General features: G+C 64.2%; 21 protein-coding genes. 15 read left to right on the top strand and 6 right to left on the bottom strand.

Features of this window, described 5'->3' with window-relative positions; translation table 11 throughout:
- Nucleotides 1-12 precede the first annotated feature (12 nt).
- The 14 genes from ABIC90_RS13290 (at nt 13) to ABIC90_RS13225 (ending at nt 15,359) form a co-directional block, all read left to right on the top strand.
- Nucleotides 13-762, top strand: coding sequence for an electron transfer flavoprotein subunit beta/FixA family protein (locus ABIC90_RS13290; RefSeq protein ID WP_354354588.1), 750 nt, complete (start codon nt 13-15; stop codon nt 760-762).
- A gap of 76 nt (nt 763-838) precedes the next feature.
- A complete protein-coding gene (locus ABIC90_RS13285) occupies nt 839-1,771 on the top strand; it encodes an electron transfer flavoprotein subunit alpha/FixB family protein (protein ID WP_354354587.1) in 933 nt (310 codons plus the stop codon).
- A gap of 15 nt (nt 1,772-1,786) precedes the next feature.
- Nucleotides 1,787-2,758: an NAD(P)H-dependent flavin oxidoreductase gene (locus ABIC90_RS13280; RefSeq protein ID WP_354354586.1), complete on the top strand. Its 972-nt coding sequence runs from the start codon at nt 1,787-1,789 to the stop codon at nt 2,756-2,758.
- Nucleotides 2,759-2,973: 215 nt separating this feature from the next.
- Nucleotides 2,974-5,544: a type VI secretion system Vgr family protein gene (locus ABIC90_RS13275; RefSeq protein WP_354354585.1), complete on the top strand. Its 2,571-nt coding sequence runs from the start codon at nt 2,974-2,976 to the stop codon at nt 5,542-5,544.
- Complete coding sequence (locus tag ABIC90_RS13270) at nt 5,544-6,482, top strand: hypothetical protein (RefSeq protein WP_354354584.1); 939 nt, start codon at nt 5,544-5,546, stop codon at nt 6,480-6,482. The genes ABIC90_RS13275 and ABIC90_RS13270 overlap by 1 nt, the downstream gene beginning before the upstream one ends.
- An 86-nt stretch (nt 6,483-6,568) precedes the next feature.
- Nucleotides 6,569-7,135 (top strand): DUF3304 domain-containing protein, encoded by a 567-nt coding sequence (locus tag ABIC90_RS13265; RefSeq protein ID WP_354354583.1) that lies wholly within the window; start codon nt 6,569-6,571, stop codon nt 7,133-7,135.
- Complete coding sequence (locus ABIC90_RS13260) at nt 7,132-7,698, top strand: DUF3304 domain-containing protein (protein WP_354354582.1); 567 nt, start codon at nt 7,132-7,134, stop codon at nt 7,696-7,698. Before ABIC90_RS13265 ends, ABIC90_RS13260 begins: the two co-directional genes overlap by 4 nt.
- On the top strand, nt 7,695-8,261 hold the full coding sequence (locus ABIC90_RS13255) for a DUF3304 domain-containing protein (protein ID WP_354354581.1): 567 nt from the start codon (nt 7,695-7,697) through the stop codon (nt 8,259-8,261). Before ABIC90_RS13260 ends, ABIC90_RS13255 begins: the two co-directional genes overlap by 4 nt.
- Nucleotides 8,258-8,821, top strand: a complete 564-nt coding sequence (locus ABIC90_RS13250; protein WP_354354580.1) for a DUF3304 domain-containing protein — start codon at nt 8,258-8,260, stop codon at nt 8,819-8,821. Before ABIC90_RS13255 ends, ABIC90_RS13250 begins: the two co-directional genes overlap by 4 nt.
- Complete coding sequence (locus tag ABIC90_RS13245) at nt 8,821-10,926, top strand: T6SS phospholipase effector Tle1-like catalytic domain-containing protein (RefSeq protein ID WP_354354579.1); 2,106 nt, start codon at nt 8,821-8,823, stop codon at nt 10,924-10,926. The genes ABIC90_RS13250 and ABIC90_RS13245 overlap by 1 nt, the downstream gene beginning before the upstream one ends.
- Before the next feature lie 172 nt (nt 10,927-11,098).
- The gene (locus ABIC90_RS13240) at nt 11,099-11,680 is read left to right on the top strand and encodes a TRAP transporter small permease (RefSeq protein WP_354354578.1); all 582 of its coding nucleotides are present in this window, start codon (nt 11,099-11,101) and stop codon (nt 11,678-11,680) included.
- On the top strand, nt 11,677-12,975 hold the full coding sequence (locus ABIC90_RS13235; protein ID WP_354354577.1) for a TRAP transporter large permease: 1,299 nt from the start codon (nt 11,677-11,679) through the stop codon (nt 12,973-12,975). The genes ABIC90_RS13240 and ABIC90_RS13235 overlap by 4 nt, the downstream gene beginning before the upstream one ends.
- 40 nt (nt 12,976-13,015) lie before the next feature.
- Nucleotides 13,016-14,053 (top strand): DctP family TRAP transporter solute-binding subunit, encoded by a 1,038-nt coding sequence (locus tag ABIC90_RS13230; RefSeq protein WP_354354576.1) that lies wholly within the window; start codon nt 13,016-13,018, stop codon nt 14,051-14,053.
- A gap of 247 nt (nt 14,054-14,300) precedes the next feature.
- On the top strand, nt 14,301-15,359 hold the full coding sequence (locus ABIC90_RS13225; protein ID WP_354354575.1) for a nucleoside hydrolase: 1,059 nt from the start codon (nt 14,301-14,303) through the stop codon (nt 15,357-15,359).
- Between the two features lie 76 nt (nt 15,360-15,435).
- Here the strand turns inward: ABIC90_RS13225 and ABIC90_RS13220 are convergent, their stop codons facing one another.
- The 6 genes from ABIC90_RS13220 to ABIC90_RS13195 form a co-directional block, all read right to left on the bottom strand.
- Complete coding sequence (locus tag ABIC90_RS13220) at nt 15,436-16,173, bottom strand: amino acid ABC transporter ATP-binding protein (RefSeq protein ID WP_354354752.1); 738 nt, start codon at nt 16,171-16,173, stop codon at nt 15,436-15,438.
- Nucleotides 16,174-16,208: 35 nt separating this feature from the next.
- Complete coding sequence (locus ABIC90_RS13215; protein ID WP_354354574.1) at nt 16,209-16,898, bottom strand: amino acid ABC transporter permease; 690 nt, start codon at nt 16,896-16,898, stop codon at nt 16,209-16,211.
- Between the two features lies 1 nt (nt 16,899).
- Complete coding sequence (locus ABIC90_RS13210; RefSeq protein WP_354354573.1) at nt 16,900-17,631, bottom strand: amino acid ABC transporter permease; 732 nt, start codon at nt 17,629-17,631, stop codon at nt 16,900-16,902.
- Between the two features lie 93 nt (nt 17,632-17,724).
- Nucleotides 17,725-18,624, bottom strand: coding sequence for an amino acid ABC transporter substrate-binding protein (locus ABIC90_RS13205; RefSeq protein ID WP_354354572.1), 900 nt, complete (start codon nt 18,622-18,624; stop codon nt 17,725-17,727).
- Nucleotides 18,625-18,803: 179 nt separating this feature from the next.
- A complete protein-coding gene (locus ABIC90_RS13200; protein ID WP_354354571.1) occupies nt 18,804-20,258 on the bottom strand; it encodes an aspartate ammonia-lyase in 1,455 nt (484 codons plus the stop codon).
- A 172-nt stretch (nt 20,259-20,430) separates the two neighbouring features.
- Entirely contained in the window at nt 20,431-21,420 is a 990-nt protein-coding gene (locus tag ABIC90_RS13195; RefSeq protein WP_354354570.1) for a LysR substrate-binding domain-containing protein, read from the bottom strand.
- 61 nt (nt 21,421-21,481) lie between these two features.
- Between ABIC90_RS13195 and ABIC90_RS13190 the strand changes: the two genes are divergently transcribed.
- Nucleotides 21,482-22,924: an amidase gene (locus ABIC90_RS13190; protein ID WP_354354569.1), complete on the top strand. Its 1,443-nt coding sequence runs from the start codon at nt 21,482-21,484 to the stop codon at nt 22,922-22,924.
- Nucleotides 22,925-22,962: the final 38 nt, after the last annotated feature.

Genomic DNA, 22,962 nt, shown 5'->3' with positions numbered 1-22,962 from the left:
GAAGGAACAACCATGAAGATTCTTGTGCCTGTCAAACGGGTCGTCGACTACAACGTGAAGGTGCGCGTGAAGAGCGACGGCACCGGCGTGGACATTGCCAACGTCAAGATGAGCATGAACCCCTTCGACGAGATCGCTGTCGAAGAAGCGGTTCGGCTGAAAGAGAAGGGCGTGGTCACCGAAGTGATCGCTGTCTCGTGCGGCGATGCCAAGTGCCAGGAAACCCTGCGCACCGCGATGGCCATCGGCGCCGACCGCGGCATCCTGGTGGAAACGACCGAAGAGCTGCAGCCGCTGGCCGTCGCCAAGTTGCTCAAGGCGCTGGTCGACAAGGAACAGCCCCAGCTCATCATCCTCGGCAAGCAGGCCATCGACGATGACGCCAATCAGACCGGCCAGATGCTGGCTGCGCTCGCTGATCTGCCCCAAGCCACCTTCGCCTCCAAGGTCGAAGTCGCTGGCGACAAGGCCACGGTCACGCGCGAAGTCGACGGCGGCCTGGAGACCATCTCCCTCACGCTGCCGGCCGTCATCACGACCGACCTGCGCCTGAACGAGCCGCGCTACGTCACGCTCCCCAACATCATGAAGGCCAAGAAGAAGCAGCTCGATGTCTTCAAGCCCGAAGACCTGGGCGTGGATGTGAAGCCCCGCCTGAAGACCCTGAAGGTCAGCGAGCCGCCCAAGCGCGGCGCGGGCATCAGGGTGCCTGATGTGGCGACGCTGGTGGACAAACTGAAGAACGAAGCGAAGGTAATTTGAAGTCATTGCGGGACAGACCGCAGCGGCGCAGCCGCAAGCTCTGTCCTCAACTGATCAGAATTTTTTGGAACAAAAAATGACCGCACTTGTTATTGCCGAACACGACCACGCGACCGTCAAGCCCGCGACCCTCAACACCGTGACTGCAGCCTTGGCCTGCGGCGGTGAAGTGCATGTGCTGGTGGCCGGCGCCAATGCGGCGGAAGCTGCCAAGGCCGCTGCCCAGATCGCTGGCGTCACCAAGGTCATCGCCGCCGACAGCCCGAGCCTGGCCGAGAACCTCGCAGAGAACGTGGCCGCTCAAGTCCTGGCCATCGCCAGCAACTACAGCCACATCCTGTTCCCCTCGACCGCCAACGGCAAGAACGTCGCACCGCGCGTGGCCGCCAAGCTGGACGTGGCGCAGATCAGCGACATCACCCTGGTGGTCAGCCCCGACACCTTCGAGCGCCCGATCTACGCCGGCAATGCGATTGCCACCGTGCAGAGCAGCGACGCCACCAAGGTGATCACCGTGCGCACGACCGGCTTCGATGCAGCCGCAGCAACGGGCGGCACCGCCACCGTCGAAACCGCTGAAGGTGTCGCAGACAGCGGCAAGAGCAGCTTCGTCGGCCGCGAAGTCACCAAGAGCGAACGCCCCGAACTGACGGCCGCCAAGATCATCGTCTCGGGTGGCCGCGCCTTGGGCAGCGCCGAGAAGTTCACCGAAGTGATGGCGCCGCTGGCCGACAAGCTCAACGCGGGCCTGGGCGCCAGCCGCGCCGCCGTGGACGCGGGCTACGCCCCCAACGACTGGCAAGTGGGCCAGACCGGCAAGATCGTCGCGCCGCAGCTGTACATCGCAGCGGGCATCTCGGGCGCGATCCAGCATCTGGCCGGCATGAAGGACTCCAAGGTCATCGTCGCGATCAACAAGGACGAAGAGGCGCCGATCTTCTCGGTGGCCGATTACGGCCTCGTGGCCGACCTGTTCGTGGCCGTGCCCGAACTGGTGAAGGCGCTGTAAGAGGAGTCGCGACAGATGAAGACCCGCATCACCGAACTGCTAGGCATCCGCTACCCCATCATCCAGGGCGGCATGCAATGGGTGGGCCGCGCCGAGCTGGCAGCGGCCGTGTCGAACGCTGGCGGCCTGGGCATCGTGACGGCGCTCACGCAGCCCACGCCCGACGATCTGCGCAACGAGATCGCACGCACCCGCACGTTGACCGACAAGCCCTTCGGCGTGAACCTCACGATCCTGCCCGCAGTGAAGCCGCCGCCGTACGCGGAGTACGTGCAGGCCATCATCGACAGCGGCATCAAGATCGTGGAGACCGCGGGCAACAGCCCGAAGGATTTCATCGAAGCGCTCAAGCGCCACGATGTGAAGATCGTGCACAAGTGCACCTCGGTGCGCCATGCACTTTCGGCCGAACGCAACGGCGTGGATGCGGTGTCGGTGGACGGCTTCGAGTGCGCGGGCCATCCGGGCGAGGACGACGTGCCCGGCCTCGTGCTGCTGCCGATTGCGGCGCGCAAGCTCAAGATTCCGATCATTGCCTCGGGCGGCATCGCCGACGGGCGCGGCATGGCGGCCGCGCTGGCGCTGGGCGCCGAAGGCGTGAACATGGGCACGCGCTTCTGCGTGACGCAGGAAGCGCCTATCCACCCGAACATCAAGCAGGCGCTGGTCGATGCGACCGAGCGCGACACGAAGCTGATGTTCCGCACCCTGCACAACACCGCGCGGGTGTTCCGCAATGCGATCTCCGAAGAAGTGGTGGCAACGGAGAACCGACCCGGCGGCTGCGAGTTCGAAGAAGTGCGCCCATTGGTGGCCGGCGCACGCGGCCGCGCGGCGCTCGAGTCGGGCGAGGTGCACAACGGCGTGGTCTCGGCCGGCCAGTGCATCGGGCTGATCGACGACGTGCCGACCTGCGCGGAGCTGATCGAGCGCATGGTGCGCGAATGCCGCGAGCATCTGGACCGGGCGCGGGGCTGGATGGGCTGAAGGCTTCGGGGCGCATGGGCGCTCCCGAAGTAATTTTCGGAGGGTATTGAGCCTGCCCGCCACCGAACGAAGCCAACGGCTTCGTGCAGTTCATCACGCTGCCCTGCCCGAGATGGTTGCCACATCTTTTCCTGCGGATATGGCCGCTGTGTGCCTCCCATAATCCCGCGCCTCGACTCCTGAAGCACAGGAGCGGCTTCAGGGAGGAGCATCAGATGTCGGCACTCGATGTTGTGCAAACGCGCACGCTTGAAATCGCGAGCAGCGCCATTCCACTGGTTCTGGGCAGCCCGGCGTTGGAGCCGGTCCGCCTGTCAGGCCGGGAGGGATTGAACTCGCTGTTCGTGTACGAACTGCTGCTCAAGACGCCGGACGGATTGAACCTCGGTGCGAGCCAGGCGATGGACTTCGATCTGGACAGCTTCATCGGCTGCGAGATCAGCTGCAACATCCAGCTCGACGGCGCGGGCCAGTTCCTGCCGGGCGCTGTCGGTGCTTCGGTCGACCGCATCGGCGCAGGAATCCGCCAGATCAATGCCTTGATCACCGATGCAGCCATGTGGGGCGAAGAAGGCCGCCATGTGCAATACAAGCTCACGCTGCGCCCCTGGCTGCATCTTGCGACCCTCACCACCGACTGCAAGATCTTCCAGAACAAGACCGTCGCCCAGATCCTCGATGACCTCCTGGGCGGCTACGACTTCCCGGTCGACAAGCGCCTGATCGAGACGTATCCGACACGCGACTATCAGGTCCAGTACAACGAAAGCGATTTCGAGTTCTTCAGCCGCCTGTGCCAGGAATGGGGCATCAGCTACTTCTTCGAGCACAGCGGCGGCAGGCATCGCCTGGCGCTCATCGACAACATGGGGGCGTACAGGAAGAACGAGAGCGCCGCGTATCACCAAATCGAGTACCACGCGCCCGGGTGGAAGGTCGATGCCGAGTACGTCCACAGTTTCGTGCCGCAGCACCAGCTGACGAGTGGGCGATACACCAGCCGGGACTACGACTACACCCGCCCGAGGGCCGACCTCAGCATTGGCCGAAGCGATCCGCGGCCTACCGGGCAGGCCGATGGCGAGGTCTATCAATGGCACGCGGAGCGCGGTGCCAGTCACTACGCCCAGCCCCAGGCGGGCAGCGCCGATGCCAACGACCCGCAGGGCGAGGGTCGGCACCTGGCCCTGCTGCGCATGCAGGCCCTGAGAACCCACGGCGCCCGCGCCCAGGCCAGCGGCAACCTGCGGGGCATGGTGCCGGGCTGCAGCTTCGAACTGAAGCAGCACCCGCGCGAGAAGGCCAATGCCGAGTACCTGATCCTGGACACCCGGTTCCTGATCGAAGACGTGGCGCAAGACAGCCAGATCGCCGATGCGGCGCCCGGCCGCAAGCAGCACTGGAAGGTCGAGGTCGACTTCACCGCGCATCCGATGACCGAGCCGCTGCGCCCGGCGCCCACGCAACCCAAGCCGTTCGCCCGCGGCCCGCAGCCCGCCTTGGTGGTCGGGCCTGCAGGCCAGAACATCTGGACCGACGAACTGGGCCGCATCAAGGTGCAGTTTCCCTGGGACCGCCTCGGCCAGAAGAACCAGCACAGCACCTGCTGGATTCGCGTGTCCAGTCCGTGGGCGGGCAATCAGCTGGGCGGCATGCAGATTCCGCGCATCGGGCAGGAGGTGATCGTCGACTTCTACGGCGGCGATCCGGACCTGCCGATCTGCACGGGGCGGCCCTACAACCAGAACAACCAGCCGCCGTGGGCCTTGCCCGGTCAACAGGCGCTCTCGGGCTTCCGAAGCCGGGAGCTGACCGAGGAAGGCGGCAACAGTGCGGCCGGGCGCAGCAACCACGTGGTGCTGGACGACACGGCCGGCAAGATCCAGGCGCAGCTCAAGAGCGACCACCAGCACAGCCAGTTGAGCCTGGGGCATATCACGCGCATCGAGGACCACGCGGGGCGCAAGGATGCGCGGGGGGAAGGCTTCGAGCTGCGTACCGATGGGCATGGGGTGCTGCGGGCCAAGGACGGCATGCTCATCACCACCGAGGCCCGTGACAGCGCCCGCGCTCATGCGCTGGACAGCGCGGAGACCCTGGCCCGGCTCACGACCGGACGCGATCAGCACGAGAACCTGTCCGAAGCAGCGAAGCAGGCCGAGGCGCACGAGGACGGCGACCAGGACGAGGTCATCAAGGCGATCAGCGCACAGAACCACGCGATCAAGGGTCAAGGTCGCAATGAGGCCGATGGGCGGTTTCCCGAACTGGGCGAGCCGCACCTGGTGCTGGCCAGCCCGGCCGGCATCGAGACCAGCACACCCCAGTCCACGCACATTGCAAGCCTTGAGCACAACGCCCTGACCAGCGGAGGCCACACCAGCGTTTCGGCGGGCAAGAGCCTGTTGGTGAGCGCCAGGGAAGCCATCCGCCTGTTCGCTTTCAAAGCGGGAATCAAGCTCGTGGCCGCCAGTGCCGACGTCGATATCAAGGCGTTGAAGAAAAACATTCATCTGCTGGCCAGGCTGGACATCACCCACACGGCTAACAGAATCACCATCACGGCCAGGGAAGAGGTGATCATCAACGGTGGCACCAGCTACAGCCGCTGGAACAGCGCCGGCATCGAGCACGGCACCCAAGGGCTCTGGCGCGAGCACGCCAGTATCCACAGCATGGTCGGCCCCAATAACCTGCCCGTGCCCGAGGTGAAGTTTCCCGAGCCGGTGTGCAAGGAATGTCTGCTCAAGGCGCAGGCAGCGGCCGCTCCCTTTGGACTGCGCTGATGAGCAGCGCTCCCCACCTTCAGGAAGCATTTGCGCCCGAGTTCGCCCAGCAACTCGCGCTGTGGCACGAAAGGACAGATGGCGGCTCGGCGTGGGCGTTGGTCGACGGCGCACTCGCGGGGGCCGAGCGCGTCCAGCATCTGGCGACAGCCTACGGCGATCCCATTCGCGCCTTCGCGGATACCCACCTTCATGCCTATGACGAACTGGGAATTTTGCTGTGGCCGCTCGACCATGTGCTGGAGCGTGACGCGGCGGTTGCGATGCTGAGTGCGCTCACGAAAGTGCCAGCGGTGAGCTTCATCGCGACATCGACGCCTGAAGGGCCGACCGGCGAGGCACTCGCCTGGCTGAGCGGCGCGATCACTACCGACGGGCTGCACTTGTGCTTGCGCATCGGCGACTCCCGCGTGCTGGCGCCTGCACTGGCCAGCATGACCATGCAGCAAATGGCGCGGCTCAAGCAGTGCGTGACGGCCTGGGCCGTGCCGGACAGGGCTGGCCAACTGAAATCGCTGCCGCTGACTGCGATCCGGTCAGGCCCGGAAGTGGCAGAAACAGCAAGCAGCATCGTGCTCGACAACCGTGCCTACGACAGCATCCTGTCTGCGTGCCTGCCAGACATGTTGCATGCCGAACTCCGCCGGGCCGACCCCGAAATCATCGGGGTGGGAGTGCCGCCGGTGAAGGCCCATGAATGGTTCATCAAGGTCTTGCGGCGTGCGCGGGCCAAGGGCGCCAACCAGTTCCCCGATCAGGTGGAATTCGCGCGCATTGCGCGCTGGAACTCGGAAACCTTCGAGGACCTTCCGGAACTGGCACTGACCTGGGAAGCGCTGCGCCAAGGCGGCGTCTCGCTGACCTCGCTGCGCCAGCGATGGAGCGACACGCAATGGCGCGCGATCGAAGTGCTCACGCAGCGCGAGACAAAGCGCTGATGGACGACGGTGTGTCGCCGCTGAATCTGGGATGCGCTCAGGGAGCGCCCACAAGACCCCAAGAAACCCGAACCGCAGGAATCGCGATGGCTGATGAAGCAATACCTAAAGACTGGTCCCGAGGATCGATGCTGGGCCGCTGGCTGCAACTTGCGATGGCCCTCGCGCTATTGGCCCTGACCAGCGCATGCAAGCCGGCAGAACCGGTTGAGTCGGCTTCTTATGCAGCAGGCATCACGGGCTACAACTTCACGTCGGAAGGTGTGCAGGAGTTCTATATCAACGGCCAGTGGGGGTCGAATCTTCCGCCGTATGGCGGGGGTGGCGGTACGACTTGCTGCGTCAACTTGCCAAAGGAGTGGCGCCCTGGACTGGTCGCCAAGATCGATTGGACGATGGGTGACTGGACGCGTCCTTGGACTGAAATCAAATTGATGACGCAGGAAGAAAGTCGGGCTTGTTGTTGGAGGCGCCGCACCCTCTCCAAGACAGTGCCCGTCGAGCGCTATGGCTCCGAAGGTGGCGAACTGCAGGTGTTCTTTTTGCCCAACGACGAGATCAAAGTCTGGGTCTACGACGCAGGACCACAGAACCCCAACCATCCTTCGGGGATGGGCTACCCCAAGAACCCCGAGGCGCAGGAGTGGCGATGACTGATGAATCGATTTCCAAAGGCTGGTCGCGAGAAGCAGTGCTGGTTCGCTGGCTGCAGCTTGCTGTAGCCCTGGTTCTGCTGGCCCTGATCAGCGCATGCAAGCCGGCGGAGCCGGCCGAACCCGCGTCCTCTACCGCAGGTATCACGGGCTACAACTTCACCTCGGAGGGCGTGCAGGCGTTCTATGTCAACGGTCAGTGGGGGTCGAACCTTCCGCCTTATGGCGGAGGTGGCGGTACGACTTGCTGCGTGAATTTACCCAAACATTGGCGCCCAGGACTGGTCGCCAAGATCGATTGGACCATCGGTCACTACACGCTGCCGTCGTCCCAGAGAGAGTCAATGACTTCAGAGCAAATCAGAGCGTGTTGTTGGAGTCAGCGCACGCTGTCCCGGACAGTACCCGTCGAGCGCTATGGCTCCGAAGGCGGCGAACTGCAGGTGTTCTTTTTGCCTGATGACGAAGTCAAGGTATGGGTTTACGACGCAGGGCCGCAGCACCCTGACCATCCTTCGGCGATGGGCTACCCCAAGAACCCCGATCCTCAGGAACAGCAATGATCGCTAAATCGATAAACAAGGACCAGGTCCGAGGATCGATGCTGGGCCGCTGGCTGCAACTTGCGATGGCCCTCGCGCTATTGGCTGTAACCAGCGCATGCAAGCCCGCAGAACCGGCCGAGTCGGCCTCTTATGCAGCAGGCATCACGGGCTACAACTTCACTTCGGAGGGCGTGCAGGAGTTCTACGTCAACGGCCAGTGGGGGTCGAACCTTCCGCCGTATGGCGGGGGGGGTGGTACGACTTGCTGTGTGAATTTACCCAAGCAGTGGCGCCCTGGCCTGGTCGCCAAGATCGATTGGACGATGGGCCGATGGACGACCCCTTACGAGAGAAGAAAGCACCTTTCCCCAGCCGCGCAAGTCGCTTGTTGCTCGGCCGAGCGCACCCTCTCCAAGACAGTGCCCATCGAGCGCTATGGGACCGAAGGTGGGCGGCTGCAGGTGTTCTTTTTGCCCAACGACGAGATCAAGGTATGGATCTACGACGCAGGACCGCAGCACCCTGACCATCCTTCGGGCATGGGCTACCCCAAGAACCCCCAAGCGCAGGAGTCGCGATGACTGATGAATCGATTTCCAAAGGCTGGTCGCGAGGACCGGTGCTGGCTCGCTGGCTGCAGCTTGCTGTGGCCCTGGTCCTGTTGGCCCTGATCAGCGCATGCAAGCCGGCGGAGCCGGCTGAACCCGCGTCCTATACCGCAGGCATCACGGGCTACAACTTCACCTCGGAGGGCGTGCAGGCGTTCTATGTCAACGGTCAGTGGGGGTCGAACCTTCCGCCGTATGGCGGGGGGGGTGGTACGACTTGCTGTGTGAATTTACCCAAGCAGTGGCGCCCTGGCCTGGTCGCCAAGATCGATTGGACGATGGGTGATTGGACACGCCCTTGGTCCGAGATCAAATTGATGACGCAAGAAGAAAGCAGGGCTTGTTGTTGGCGCCGCCGCTCTCTCTCCAAGACAGTGCCCGTCGAGCGCTATGGCTCCGAAGGTGGCGAACTGCAGGTGTTCTTTTTGCCTAATGACGAAGTCAAGGTATGGGTCAGCGACTACGACCTTGGCCACGAGAAGCATCCTTCTGGGATGGCGTACCCCAAAAACCCTGAACCGCAGGAGCAATGATGGCTGTAGAAGCAGTACCCCAGGTAGTTCTGCCCGGTGAGCGCGCGCTGACCAACAAGGAGAAGATCCAGCGCTCGGATGCCACAGCATGCGTCGACCGCACCGAAAAACGCACTCTGTGCGATTCCCATGTCAATGTCGGCATCTTCTTTGACGGTACCAACAACAACATGGATCGCGACCGGCCCCTGCTCGGCCACAGCAATGTGGTGGTGCTCTACGACACCTACAAAGATGAGCCGGAAAGCGGCTACTACCGCTTCTATGTCCCCGGTGTAGGTACGCCGTTCAAAGATATCGGCGAGGAGACCGAGTCGTCTGACGGAAAAAGCAAAGCCACAGGAGGAGATGCACGCATCAACTGGGCTCTCATCCAACTGCTGAACTCATTGCACAGAAGCGTATTGCGAGAACGCCTCATCTCCAATGAACAAGCCAAGATCGATGCCACCACCAGCCCCATGCACAGAGGCTCAGCCTCTTGGGTCACCACGGCCAACCTGCCCGGCAAGCAGAAATACTTCATTGCCAGCGGTTTGCTGGACCGGCTTGAGACCGCGCTGAAATCGCGGCCTCCCAAGAAACTGTCACTGGTCAATGTGTCGGTCTTCGGCTTCTCGCGCGGCGCGGCACAGGCACGAGCCTTTTGTCACTTCCTACAGCACGCGCTGCTCAAGCGCGACGAAGGTGGTCAGGGCTACACGCTCGCTGGCGTGCCTTTCCGGCTGCAGTTCCTGGGCCTCTTCGACAGCGTGGCCTCAGTCGGCCTGGCCAACGCCGCGCCGGGCTTTCGTGGGCTTGGTGGCTGGGCCAATGGCACACAGGAGATCGTGGAATGCGTGGAGCGCACCGTTCACCTGTGCGCCGGGCACGAGATACGCACGAACTTTCCGATGTCAACCGTGCGTATAGGCGACAAGTACCCTTCGAACGCCGTGGAAAGGGTCTACCCCGGCGCTCACTCGAACGTGGGGGGCGGCTACCAGCCGCGCGACCAGGGCAAAAGCTCGAGGGGCCGGGCTTCGCTGCTGTCGCAGATACCGTTGTTCGACATGTACAACGAGGCCCGCGCGAGCAAGGTGCCGCTGTACAGCTTTTTTGAACTGCGGGCGAGTAAAAAAGACGACGTCGTGGCGGATCTGCAGATCGACCCCGAATGCTCCAAGCTCTTCAACGCCTACCGCGTGTGGGCCTTGTCCGCCGCCGGGGCCGGAACAGTGGAAAAGTCGCAGCAAGCGCACATGCAGTATTACTGGCGCTGGCGCATTCAGCATGCCAACGCGATCCAGAAATTGCCCAGCTATGCGTTGGCCAACCGGCAAGACCAGATCGATGTCTGGGAGAGCAACAACGATTTCCTGTCCGACTGGCGCCAGGCAGAGGGGTTGGCGTCGGCAGCGGCGGCGGCCAACGTCATGAAATTCAATCCAAACTACGACCCCACCGCCGGGCTTCCCGCGATGACCCAGGCACAGCGCGATTTTCTGAAGGTGCTGCGTGACTTCCAGTCGAAGGAGTCGGGCAAGGTGCCGCCGCTGGTCGATCGGTTTTTTGACGAGATGGTTCACGACTCCCATGGCTCGTTCTACATGGCCGGGCCGGTCACCGAGTTCGATCGCAAGGAAAAGATCAAGCAGATCCACAACAAACTGGAAACCATGCGCCGGAAGATGGGCAACGCCACGGCCATGCAGGGCAACCACACGGACTTCACAAAGGACGACGTGGTCTGGACGCTGTCAGCCCTGGAGCGCCGAATCTATGAACTCCAGAAGGACCCCGCCAGCAAAGACGCCAAGGGCGAACCAAGGGGCGTCTATCCGTTGCTGACCGATGCCGATCGCGAGCAACTGCTGGCCATGGAGGACATCACGACTTCGGGCGCCGTGCGATTTATCACTCGAAAGACGCGCCGCGAACTGGGCGGGCATGTTTGCTACCGCGACGTGTTCAGCCGCAGCACAGGGCTGGACGTGTTGATTGAGCGGACCATGAACCCCGTCCAGGTAACAAGCCCCGCCGAGGACGCTCTGGCCAGGCAGAAGCGTCAATGGGAAGCAGAATCCAGAGGGTTCCAGCGCACGCAACCTGTTTGGCCACGCTGACCGATTCGCCCGACGGGCAAGGGACTTGCAGGCCCGCCAGCTAAGGAAACCCCCGATGCATGAATGGTCATAGACCCCCTAGCATCGGTGCCTGCTCCCCCTTGTCGAGGTGTACGGATCGCGTCCGGCGTCCGCCCGGCGACATGGCGCCTGCCTCCCTGCCCTTCCTGCGATGACAACTCCTCCCGAGTCCGGCCCCACGCTGGACGCCGCCAGCCCCCTCCCCTCCGACATCGAAGCCGCCGACGAACCCACCAAGGTGCCGCTGGCCATCGAGGACTGGCTCACCGTCCTCATCATGGGCGCGCTGGCGCTCATCACCTTTGCCAACGTGCTGGTGCGCTACTTCACCGACTCGTCCTTCGCCTGGACCGAAGAGTTCTCGGTGTTCCTCATGATCATGCTGGCGCTGGTGGCGGGCTCGGCCGCGGTGGCGCGCGACCGGCACATCCGCATCGAGTACTTCTCCGAGAGCGGCTCCATGGCGCGCAAGAAGCGCCTGGCACAGTTCGGCGCGCTGATGATCGCCGTGCTCTTCGCGCTGATCGGCGCGCTCAGCATCCGCATGGTGTGGGACGACTTCCGCTTCGAAGAAACCACGCCCGGCATCGGGCTGCCGGCCTGGTGGTATTCGATGTGGCTGCCGATCGTGTCGTTCGCCATTGCGCTGCGCGCGGTGGGCCTCATGATCCGGCGCGGCCGCAAGACCAACTACACCTCCGACGATGCGCCAAAGAAGGGCGACAAGCCGTGATCGCCACCCTGCTCTTCGTCGCCTTCGTGCTGATGATGCTGGTGGGCGTGCCCATCGGCGCCGCGCTGGGCCTGGCGGGCGCCGCCTGCATCGCGCTGGCCAACGCCGACGCCCAATGGTTCGGCCTGCTCGCCGTGCCGCAGAACTTCTACGCGGGCCTGGGCAAATACCCGCTGCTGGCGATTCCGATGTTCGTGCTCGTCGGCTCCATCTTCGACCGCTCGGGCGTGGCGCTGCGGCTGGTGAACTTCGCGGTCGCCATCGTCGGGCGCGGCCCCGGCATGCTGCCGCTGGTGGCGATTGCGGTGGCGATGTTCCTCGGCGGCATCTCGGGCTCGGGTCCGGCCAACGCCGCCGCTGTGGGCGCGGTGATGATCGCGGCCATGTCGCGCGCCGGCTACCCGGCCGCGTTCTCGGCCAGCGTGGTGGGCGCCGCCGCGGCCACCGACATCCTGATTCCGCCCTCGGTCGCGTTCATCGTGTATTCGGTGCTGGTGCCCGGCGCCTCGGTGCCGGCGCTGTTCGCCGCCGGCATGATCCCCGGCATCATGGCCGGCCTGGCGCTGATGATTCCGGCCGTGTGGCTGGCCCGCACGCACAAGATGGGCGCGCTCGAAGCGACGCTGCCGCGCCCGCCGTTCTGGAAGAGCTTTCGCGAAGCGATCTGGGGCCTTGCGGCGCCGGTGCTGATCCTCGGGGGCATGCGCGCGGGTTGGTTCACGCCGACCGAAGCAGCGGTGGTGGCCGTGTTCTACGGCCTTTTCGTGGGCATGTGCATCCACCGCACGATCAAGGTGCGCGACCTGTTCATCATCCTGCGCGAGTCGGGCGAGCTGTCGGCGGTGATCCTGCTGGTGGTGTCGCTCGCGGGCATTTTTGCGTACTCGCTGTCGACGCTGGGCGTGATCGATCCGGTCACGCGCGCCATCGTGAATTCGGGGCTGGGCGAATACGGCATCCTCGCGCTGCTGATCCTGCTGCTCATCACGGTCGGCATGTTCCTGGACGGCGTGTCGATCTTCCTGATCTTCGTGCCGCTCTTGCTGCCCATCGTGCAGCACTACAAATGGGACCCGGTGTGGTTCGGCGTGATCCTCACGCTGAAGGTCGCGCTGGGCCAGTTCACGCCGCCGCTCGCGGTCAACCTCATGGTCTCGTGCCGCATCGCCAAGGTGCGCATGGAAGAGACGGTGCGCTGGGTGGGCTGGATGCTGTTCTCGATGTTCCTGGTGATGGTGCTGGTCATCGCCTTTCCGGAACTCGCGCTCTGGCTGCCGCGCAAGCTGGGTTATTGATTTTTTTCGTTCCGCCATAAAACCATCAGGAGACCTTTTCATGAAATTCCGCCGCACCCTGCTCGGCCTTGCCGCCGTCGCCGCCACGCTCGGCCTCTTCTCGACCGGCGCCATGGCGCAGGCCGCCTACAAGCCCGAATACAAGATGTCGTTGGTGCTGGGCCCGCCCACGCCGTGGGGCCAGGCCGGAAAGATCTGGGCCGACCTCGTGAAGGAACGCACCCAGGGCCGCATCAACATCAAGCTGTACCCGGGCGTGTCGCTCATTCAAGGTGACCAGACGCGCGAGTTCAGTGCGCTGCGCCAGGGCGTGATCGACATGGCCGTGGGCTCGACCATCAACTGGTCGCCGCAGGTCAAGCAGCTCAACCTGTTCTCCATGCCCTTCCTCATGCCCGACTACGCGGCCATCGACGCGCTCACGCAGGGCGACGTGGGCAAGGAAATGTTCAAGACCCTCGACAAGGCCGGCGTGGTGCCGCTCGCGTGGGGCGAAAACGGCTACCGCGAAATCACCAACTCGAAGAAGCCGATCAAGTCGCCGGCGGACCTCAAGGGCATGAAGATCCGCGTGGTCGGCTCGCCGATCTACTCCGACATGTTCACCGCGCTCGGCGCCAACCCCACGCAAATGAGCTGGGCCGATGCGCAGCCCGCGCTCGCGAGCGGCGCGGTCGATGGCCAGGAGAACCCGCTCTTTTTGTTCACCGTGCTCAAGATGCACACCGTGGGCCAGAAGTTCGTGACCGCCTGGGGCTACGTGGCCGATCCGCTGGTCTTTGTGGTGAACAAGGAAATCTGGGCTTCGTGGACGCCGGCCGACCAGGCCATCGTGCGCCAGGCCGCGCTCGATGCGGGCAAGCAGGAAATCGCGATCGCGCGCAAGGGCCTCGTGGAAGCCGACAAGCCGGTGTTCAAGGACATCGCCGCCATGGGCGTGACGGTGACGCAGCTCACGCCGGAAGAGCGCCAAGCGTTCGTGAAGGCGACGCGTCCGGTGTACGACAAGTGGAAGTCGACGGTGGGTGCGGACCTGGTGGCACAGGCCGAAAAGGCGATTGCGGCGCGCAAGAAGTAAGCGGCGTTTTCGCAACACTGCGGAGGCTTCGATGGCCTCGCCGAAGCCCCGCTCGCGGGGCTTTTTCTTTGCCGGTTGCGCACTTTCAACTGCAACGAAAATGGCCGGCGAAATCCTTGGTTTGCGGATCGCCCGATGCCTCGTGGCAGTGGCCGAAAACGCGCCTTCGATTTCATGCCAACGGCGCGAATGGCTCTGGCAGACTGACTTTCTCCGCCCACTTTGGGCGCTTCAAGAAAGTCAATTCATGCCTCTGTCTTCGCGCTGGAAAGCCGATCTTTTCTCGTTCCTTCTCGCGGGATTCGCCCTCTTGATGACCACCAGCATCGCCCCGACCGCAGCGCACGCCGCAGACGCCACCACCAAGGTACACACGCTGATCATCGACACCGACCCCGGCGCCGACGATGTGATCGCGCTGCTGTTCGCCATGGCCTCGCCCGAGACGCTGAAGATCCAGGCGCTGACCACCGTGGCGGGCAACGTGCCGCTGGCCAAGACCTCGCGCAATGCACGCCTGGCGCGTGAGTGGGCCCGGCGCCCCGACATTCCGGTTTACGCCGGTGCGCCCCGCCCTCTACTGCGCACGCCGATCTACGCAGCCGATGTGCACGGCAGCGAAGGCATCACGGGCGTGAAGGTGTTCGAGCCGAAGCAGCCGCTGGCCGATGGCAACGCCGTCGACTACCTGATCCGCACGCTGCGCACCGCGCCAGAGAAGAGCGTGACGCTCGCGATGCTCGGGCCCGAAACCAACCTTGCGCTGGCGCTCACCCAAGCCCCGGACATCGTGCGCGGCCTGCGCGAGCTGGTGCTCATGGGCGGTGCGCACTTCAACGGCGGCAACATCACACCGACGGCGGAGTTCAACGTGTTCGCCGATCCGCACGCGGCCGAGATCGTGCTCAAGAGCGGCGTGCCGATCACCATGCTGCCGCTGGACGTGACGCACAAGATCCTCACAAGCCCCGAGCGCATCGCGAAGCTGCGCGGCCTCGGCAACCAGGCGGGCAAGACGGTCGCCGACATCCTCGACGCCTATGTGCAGCACGACATGCAGTACTACGGCCTGCCCGGCGGGCCGGTGCACGACGCCACCGTCATCGCTTACCTGCTGCAGCCATCGCTGTTCAAGGGCAAGCAGGTGAACGTGGAAGTCGACAGCCGCGAAGGCATCAGCTTCGGCCAGACGGTGATGGACTGGTACGGGGGCCTCAAGCGGCCCGCCAACGTGAACTGGATCGCCGAGGGCGATGCGCAGGGCTTCTTCGATCTGCTGACGCAGAGGATTTCGCGGTTGCCCTGAGCTGGGCGAGCCCCATGAAAAAAGCCACGCTGCAGAACAGCGTGGCTTTTGTCTTTCTTGAGCCGCAGCGAATCGATCAGTGCTGGAGGATCTTGTTGAGGAAGTCCTTGGTACGCGGCTGACGGTTTTCAGGGTGATTGAAGAACTCGTCCTTCGCGCAGTCTTCCAGGATCTTGCCGCCCACGTCGATGAAGATCACGCGGCTCGCGACCTTGCGGGCAAAGGCCATTTCGTGCGTGACCACCATCATGGTCATGCCTTCCTTGGCGAGAGCCACCATCACGTCGAGCACTTCGCCGACCATTTCGGGGTCGAGCGCCGAGGTGGGTTCGTCGAACAGCATCACGATCGGGTCCATCGACAGCGCACGGGCAATCGCCACGCGCTGCTGCTGGCCGCCCGACAGTTGGCCCGGGAACTTGTCCTTGTGCGCCATCAGGCCCACGCGGTCGAGCATCTTCAGGCCACGGGTCTTGGCTTCGTCGGGCGTGCGGCCCAGCACCTTGATCTGCGCGATCGTGAGGTTCTCGGTCACCGACAGGTGCGGGAACAGCTCGAAGTGCTGGAACACCATGCCGACCTTGGAACGCAGCTTGGGCAGGTTGGTCTTGGGGTCGTGCAGCGGGATGCCGTTGACGGTGATCTCGCCCTTCTGGAAGGGCTCGAGCGCGTTCACGGTCTTGATGAGCGTGGACTTGCCGGAACCCGAGGGGCCGCACACCACCACCACGTCGCCCTTGGAGATGTTCACCGAGCAGTCGTTGAGCACCTGCACCGGGCCATACCACTTGGAGACGTTCTTGATTTCGATCATTTTTTCGGACATTTCTTTCTCTCCGGTTCAGCCACTCAGCGAATGATGGCAATCTTCTTGTGCAGGCGCTTCACGAGCCAGGACAAGGCATAACACATGACGAAGTACACGACGGCTGCGAGCAGGTAGGCCTCGATCGGACGGCCGAAGTTCTTGCCGGCGGTTTCGAAGCCCTTGAGCATGTCATAGGCGCCGATGGCGTAGACCAGCGAGGTGTCCTGGAACAGGATGATGGTCTGCGTGAGCAGCACCGGCAGCATGTTGCGGAACGCCTGAGGCAGCACCACTAGGCGCATGTTCTGGCCGTAGGTCATGCCCACCGCCTGGCCCGCATTCACCTGGCCGCGCGGGATCGACTGGATGCCCGCCCGCATGATCTCGGAGAAATACGCCGCCTCGAACGCGACGAAGGTGATCACGGCCGAGATTTCGGAGCGGTAGTTCGAGCCGAGCGAGCCGAACAGCGAATAGAACGACGCCGGCACGAGCAGGAAGAACCACAGGATCACCATCACCAGCGGAATGCTGCGCATGCCGTTGACGTAGATGGCGGCGGGTGTGTCCAGCCACTTCTTGCCCGACAGGCGCATGAGCGCGAGGATCGTGCCGAAGATCACGCCGCCGATCGTGGCCACCACCGTCAGCATGATGCTGAAGTAGAAGCCCTTGATGACGAAGTTGCTGATGACTTCCCAGTTGTAGAAGGACAGGTCGAGATTCATCATGTCAGTGTCCTCCGCCGCCGGCGCTGGCCGAGACGATGAAGCCAGGCACGCGGGTCCTCTTCTCGATGAACGCCATGAGCCGGTTGATGGCCAGGGCCGACACCACATAGCACGCGGTGACCGCCAGGTACACCTCGATGCCGCGCGAGGTTTCTTCCTGCGCCTGCATGGCGAACATGGTGAGCTCGGTGACCGACACCGCAAACGCGACCGACGAGTTCTTGAAGATGTTCATCGTCTCGCTGGTGAGCGGCGGGATGATGATGCGATAGGCCATCGGCAGGATCACGAAGCGGTAGTACTGCACCGTCGTGAAACCCACCGCCATGCCCGCATAGCGCTGGCCCTTGGGCAGCGCCTGGATGCCCGAGCGCACCTGCTCGGCGATACGCGCGGAGGTGAAGAAGCCCAGCGCCAGCACCACCAGGATGAAACTGGGCACGCTCTTCATTGCCGGGACCATCGCCGGAATGACGTGATACCAGAGGAAGATCTGCACCAGCAGCGGAATGTTGCGGAACAACTCCACCCAGGCATTGCCGAAGCGCACCAGCCACGGGCTGTCGGGCAGCGTGCGGATGATGCCGATCAGCGAGCCCAGCACCAGCGCCACGATCAGCGCCAGCACCGCGACGGACACCGTCCAGCCCCAGGCCGAGAGCATCCATTGCAGGTAGGTCGGATAGTCCCCCCCCGGGTCCTGCAGGAAGACCTGCCAATCCCAGTTTCCCATTTCTTAACTCCTTCACCGTCTTCGAAAAAACCGTCTCTTGAAAAGAAACGCCCACCTTGAAAGGTGGGCGTCATTCACGCAGCGACGCGCCGATTATTCCTTGACGACGTACTCTTCAGCCGGCTTGTCGTTCGGGTTGGCCCAAGCGTTCTTGGTGGCTTCGCCGAGCGGCAGGTTGATGGTCACGCCTGCCGGGGGAATCGGCTTCAGGAACCACTTGTCGTACAGCTTGGTCAGCTCGCCCGACTTGGCCTGTGCCTTGATGCTGTCGTCCACGGCCTTCTTGAAGGCGGGGTCGTCCTTGCGGATCATGATGGCGATGGGCTCGACGGCCAGCACGTCGTTCAGGATCTTGTAGTCCTTCGGTGCCTTGGACTTGGCGGCCAGCGAAGCCAGGATCGAGCCGTCCATCACGAAGGCGTCGGCACGGCCGGTTTCCAGCAGCAGGAAGCTGTCGGAGTGGTCCTTGCCGTAGACCTCCTTGAAGGTCAGGTTCTCGGCGCGCTTTTGCTTGCGCACGGTCTGCAGCGGCGTGGTGCCGGTGGTGGTGGCCACCGTCTTGTCCTTCAGGTCGGCCAGCGAGTTGATGCCCGAGTTGGCCTTGACGATGATCTTGGTTTCTTCGACGTAGGTGGTCACGCCGAAGGCCACGTCCTTCTGGCGGGTGGCGTTGTTGGTGGTGGAGCCGCACTCGATGTCCACGGTGCCGTTCTGCACGAGGGGGATGCGGTTCTGCGAGGTCACGGGCTGGTACTTGACTTCGAGCTTCTTGCCGGCGGCCTTTTCCAGGTCCTTGATGATGTTGGCGCAGACGTCGTAGTGGAAGCCGGTGTACTGGCCGTTGCCCAGCGTGTACGACAGACCCGACGATTCACGCACGCCTTCGGTGATGACGCCCGAGGCCTTGATCTTGGCCAGGGTGTCGTTGGCTTGCGCGAAAGCGCCGCTGGTGGCGAACGCCGCGATTGCCAATGCCATTGCTTGTTTTTTCATGCAGATAACTCCTGAGGGTGACTGAAACAGATACAACTAAATTTTAGACATTCACATTCTGCGTGATACCCGGACCAACCCGGTGCATCCGCAGGGCATCCCATCGTGCCCTGCACCGGCTGCGCGCATTGCAGCGCCAGCGTGGTGCGATCCTGCCTCCTGGCATTGTCCGACTTTCACTAAGCAGCCTTTGTGCCCGAAGGCTCGGCGGCGGGGGGAACCGGTGCGGCGGACAGGCGCACCGGCTGGGTGAGGTTCGCGGGAATGAGCAGCGCTTCCATTTCGGCGCGCGTCATGATTCCGAGGGACTCGGCCACCAGGTCGATCGGCCCGCCGGTGGCCAGCGCCGTCTTGGCGATGAGCGCGGCCTTTTCGTAGCCGATGAGCGGATTGAGCGCCGTCACCAGCGTCACCGACTCGCGAACCCGCTTGGCCAGGAACTCGCGGTTGGCCTCGATGCCGTCCACGCAGTTCAGCTGCAGCGTGTTGCAGGCGTTGCCCAGGTGCTTGATGCTCTTGAACAGGCTCCAGCCCATGATCGGCTCGAAGGCGTTGAGCTGCAGCTGGCCGGCTTCGGACGCCATGGTCACGGTGATGTCGTTGCCGATCACCTCGAAGGCCACCTGGTTCATCACCTCCGGGATCACCGGATTGACCTTGCCCGGCATGATCGACGAGCCCGCCTGCCGCGCGGGCAGCCGGATCTCGCCGAAGCCGGCCTGCGGGCCGCTGGAGAGCAGGCGCAGGTCGTTGCAGGTCTTGCTGAGCTTGGTCGCCACGCGCTTGAGCACACCCGACAGCTGCACGAAGGCGCCGGTGTCCTGCGTGGCCTCGATGAGGTTGGCGGCCTGCTTCAGCGGCACGCCGGTCTGCTCGGCCAGGTACTGGCAGGCGAGATTCGCGTAGCCGTGCGGCGCGTTGATGCCGGTGCCGATGGCGGTCGCGCCGAGGTTGATTTCCTCGATCAGCGCGCGGGCCTCGCCCAGGCGGGCCTCGTCCTCGCCGATCATGATCGCGTAGGTCAGGAACTCCTGGCCCAGCGTCATCGGCACCGCGTCCTGCAGTTGGGTACGGCCGATCTTCAGGATGTCCTTGAACTCCAGCGCCTTGGCCTCGAAGCTGCGGCGCAGCGCGGCCATGGCTTCGAGCAGCTTGCCGATGGCAAACCACAGCGCCAGGCGCACCGCCGTGGGGTACACGTCGTTGGTGCTCTGCGAGGCGTTGACGTGGTCGTTGGGGTGCAGCACGTCGTAGCGTGCCTTCTCGTGGCCCAGCTTTTCGAGCGCGAGGTTGCAGATGACCTCGTTCGCGTTCATGTTGGTCGAGGTGCCGGCGCCGCCCTGGATCACGTCGACCACGAACTCGTCGAGCAGCTTGCCCTCGATGATGTCCTCGCAGGCCAGGATGATCGCCGCGGCGCGGTCGCGGTCGATGGCGCCCAGGTCGGCATTGGCGCGGGTGGCGGCCTTCTTGACGTAGGCCAGCGCGCGAATGAGGTCGGGCATGGCCGAGATGCGGGTGCCCGAGATGGCGAAGTTCTCGACGGCCCGTGCGGTGTGCACGCCCCAGTAGGCCTCGGCGGGAATCCGCTTTTCGCCGAGGAAGTCGTGTTCGGTCCTGAAATTGGCGCTCATGCAGGTTCCTCGGCTAAAAAAAAGCACGCGCAAGGCGCGTGCCGGTGGGGTGGCTGGCTCAGCAGCTGAAAAACTGCCGCGACTGTAGTACCGCCGTGCTCACGCTGCCAATGCCGTTTGCGGGAGGCCTTATGCGCAGCATTTATAGATTGTGCGGTGCACAAAACCGTCGTCAACGGATCGGCTGGGTGCCGACCAGGTAGGACCACAGGGCATCGGCGGTGCGTTTGGGCTGCATGCCCTCGGACACCACGGCGGTCTTGGAAGACCGCCCGGTGCCGGTCTTGACCGGCACCGGCGTGCCGGGCCGCTCGCGGTAGGCGCGGATTTCCATGGTCGCTTCCAGGCTGTCGATCTCGGGCGGCAGCGCGCTCACCAGCTTGCGGGCCTTGATCTCCTTGCGCACTGCGCTCTGCGGGAGAAAGGCAATGCCGTGGCCTTCGAGCGCCATGACCTTCAGGCCTTCGGCCATGTCGGTCTCGTAGACGCGGTCCAGGTGGATGGCCGTGCCCGATTCCTTGAGCAACTGGTCGACCACCCGGCCCAGGTAGGCGCCCGGCGCATAGCCCAGGTAGGGCAGCGGCTGGCCCGGGCGGCCCGGCAGCCGGAAGCGCGGCGCGCCGTCGGCATCGGCCTTGACCCAGGGGGCGACGGTTTCCTCGCCCAGGCTGACCATCTCGTACTTGTTGTTGTCCAGCTGCAGGGGTTGCGAGGGGTGGTGGTAGGCGATCAGCAGGTCGCAGCTGCCTTCGACCAGCCGCAGCACCGCGTCGTGCACATTGAGCGCGATGAGCCGGCTCTTGATGGGCCCGAAGTGCTCGCGCAGGCTGGTGACCCACGAGGGAAAGAAAGTGAAGGCCAGCGTGTGCGGGACGGCGATCTCGATCACGTCCTGCCCGGCGGCCGAGTGCCCGCGCAGCATGGCCCGGGTGCTCTGCAGCGACTGCAGCATCTCGATGGCCTGGCTGTAGAGCGTCTGGCCCGCGGGCGTGAGGCGTGTGGGGTAGGAGCTGCGGTCGACCAGGTCGGTGCCGGCCCAGCCTTCGAGCGCCTGGATGCGCCGGGAGAACGCCGGTTGCGTCACATGCCTCAACTGGGCCGAGCGGCTGAAGCTGCGGGTTTCCGCCAAGCTGATGAAGTCTTCTAGCCACTTTGTTTCCATACGCGGCGATTATGCGAGCGCCGCGCCATACTGGGCGTCCCTCCTTTTTTCCGCACGCGCCATGCCCTCAGACGACCTGCTCGACCTCAGCGCCACCGAGCTTTCGCAACGCATCGCTGCCCGCGAGGTCTCCTGCCACGAGTTGATGCAGGCCTCGCTGGCCCGCATCGAGGCGCTGAACCCGCGCTTCAACGCCATCGTCTCGCTGCGTGAGCCCGAACAGCTGCTGGCCGAAGCCAGCGAGCACGATGCCGAACTGGCACGCGGCGAACGGCGCGGCTGGATGCACGGCTTTCCGCTCGCGGTGAAGGATCTGAGCCACGCCGCCGGGCTGCCGACCTCGATGGGCTCGCCGCTGTCGCCGCGCTCGCCTTCGCGCACCGACAGCCTGCACGTTGCGCGCATGCGCGCGGCCGGCGCCATCGTCATCGGCAAGACCAACACGCCCGAGTTCGGCCTGGGCTCGCACACCTACAACACCGTCTTCGGCATCACCCGCAACGCCTATGCGCCCGAGCGCAGCGCGGGCGGCAGCAGCGGCGGCGCGGCCGTGGCGCTGGCCCTGGGCATGCTGCCGGTGGCCGATGGCAGCGACATGATGGGATCGCTGCGCAACCCGGCCGCCTTCAACAACGTGATCGGCATGCGGCCCTCGCGCGGGCGAGTGCCCGGCGATCCGGAGCAGGAGCTGTTCTTCCAGCAACTGGGCTGCGAAGGCCCGATGGCGCGCACGGTGGAAGACACGGCACGGCTGCTCGCGGTGCAGTCGGGTTTCGACGGGCGCGTGCCGCTGTCGTCTTCGAATGCGCTGCCCTCGGCGGATGCCATCGAATTGAATGGCGACGGCACGGGCCTTCGCATCGGCTGGCTCGGCAGCATCTGGCCCGACCTGCCGCTGGCGCCTGGCATTCGCGAACTGGGCGAGAAGGCCCTGGACACCTTCCGCACCATCGGCTGCGAGGTCGAGCCCTGCACGCTCGACGTGCCGCGCGAGCACAACTGGAGCGCGTGGCTGCGGCTGCGGCAACTGCTGGTCGGCGGCAAGCTCGGCGCCTACCTGAGCGATCCCAAGCTGTTCGCGCAGCTCAAGCCTGAGGCGCAATGGGAAATCGAGCAGAGCCGGCACCTGGATGCGGCCTCGCTGTACCAGGCTTCGCTCTATCGCTCGAACGTGTACCGCGCGTTCCTCAAGCTCTTCGAGCGTTTCGATTTCGTCGTGGCGCCGACCGCGCAGGTGTTTCCGTTCGACGCCGAACTGCACTGGCCCGATTCGGTGGCCGGCGTGAAGAGCGACACGTACCACCGCTGGATGGAGATCGTCACGCCGTTCACGCTGGCGGGGTTGCCGACATTGAATGTGCGCGCGGGCTTCAGTGAAGGTGGGCTGCCGATGGGGTTGCAGCTGGCCGGGCCGATCCATGCGGATCTCGACGTGCTGCGGCTTGGGCATGCGTATGACCAGGCCTGCGGATGGGGCGCCCACCGCCCTTCTGCCTTGGCTTGACTCCCTCCCCTTCGGGGGAGGGCGGGGGTGGGGGCAAG

Source organism: Variovorax boronicumulans (assembly GCF_040544675.1).
In the GTDB taxonomy this organism is placed as follows: domain Bacteria; phylum Pseudomonadota; class Gammaproteobacteria; order Burkholderiales; family Burkholderiaceae_C; genus Variovorax; species Variovorax boronicumulans_D.
Note: the sequence above shows the minus strand (reverse complement) of the source record. Positions and strands in the feature narration are given on the sequence as shown.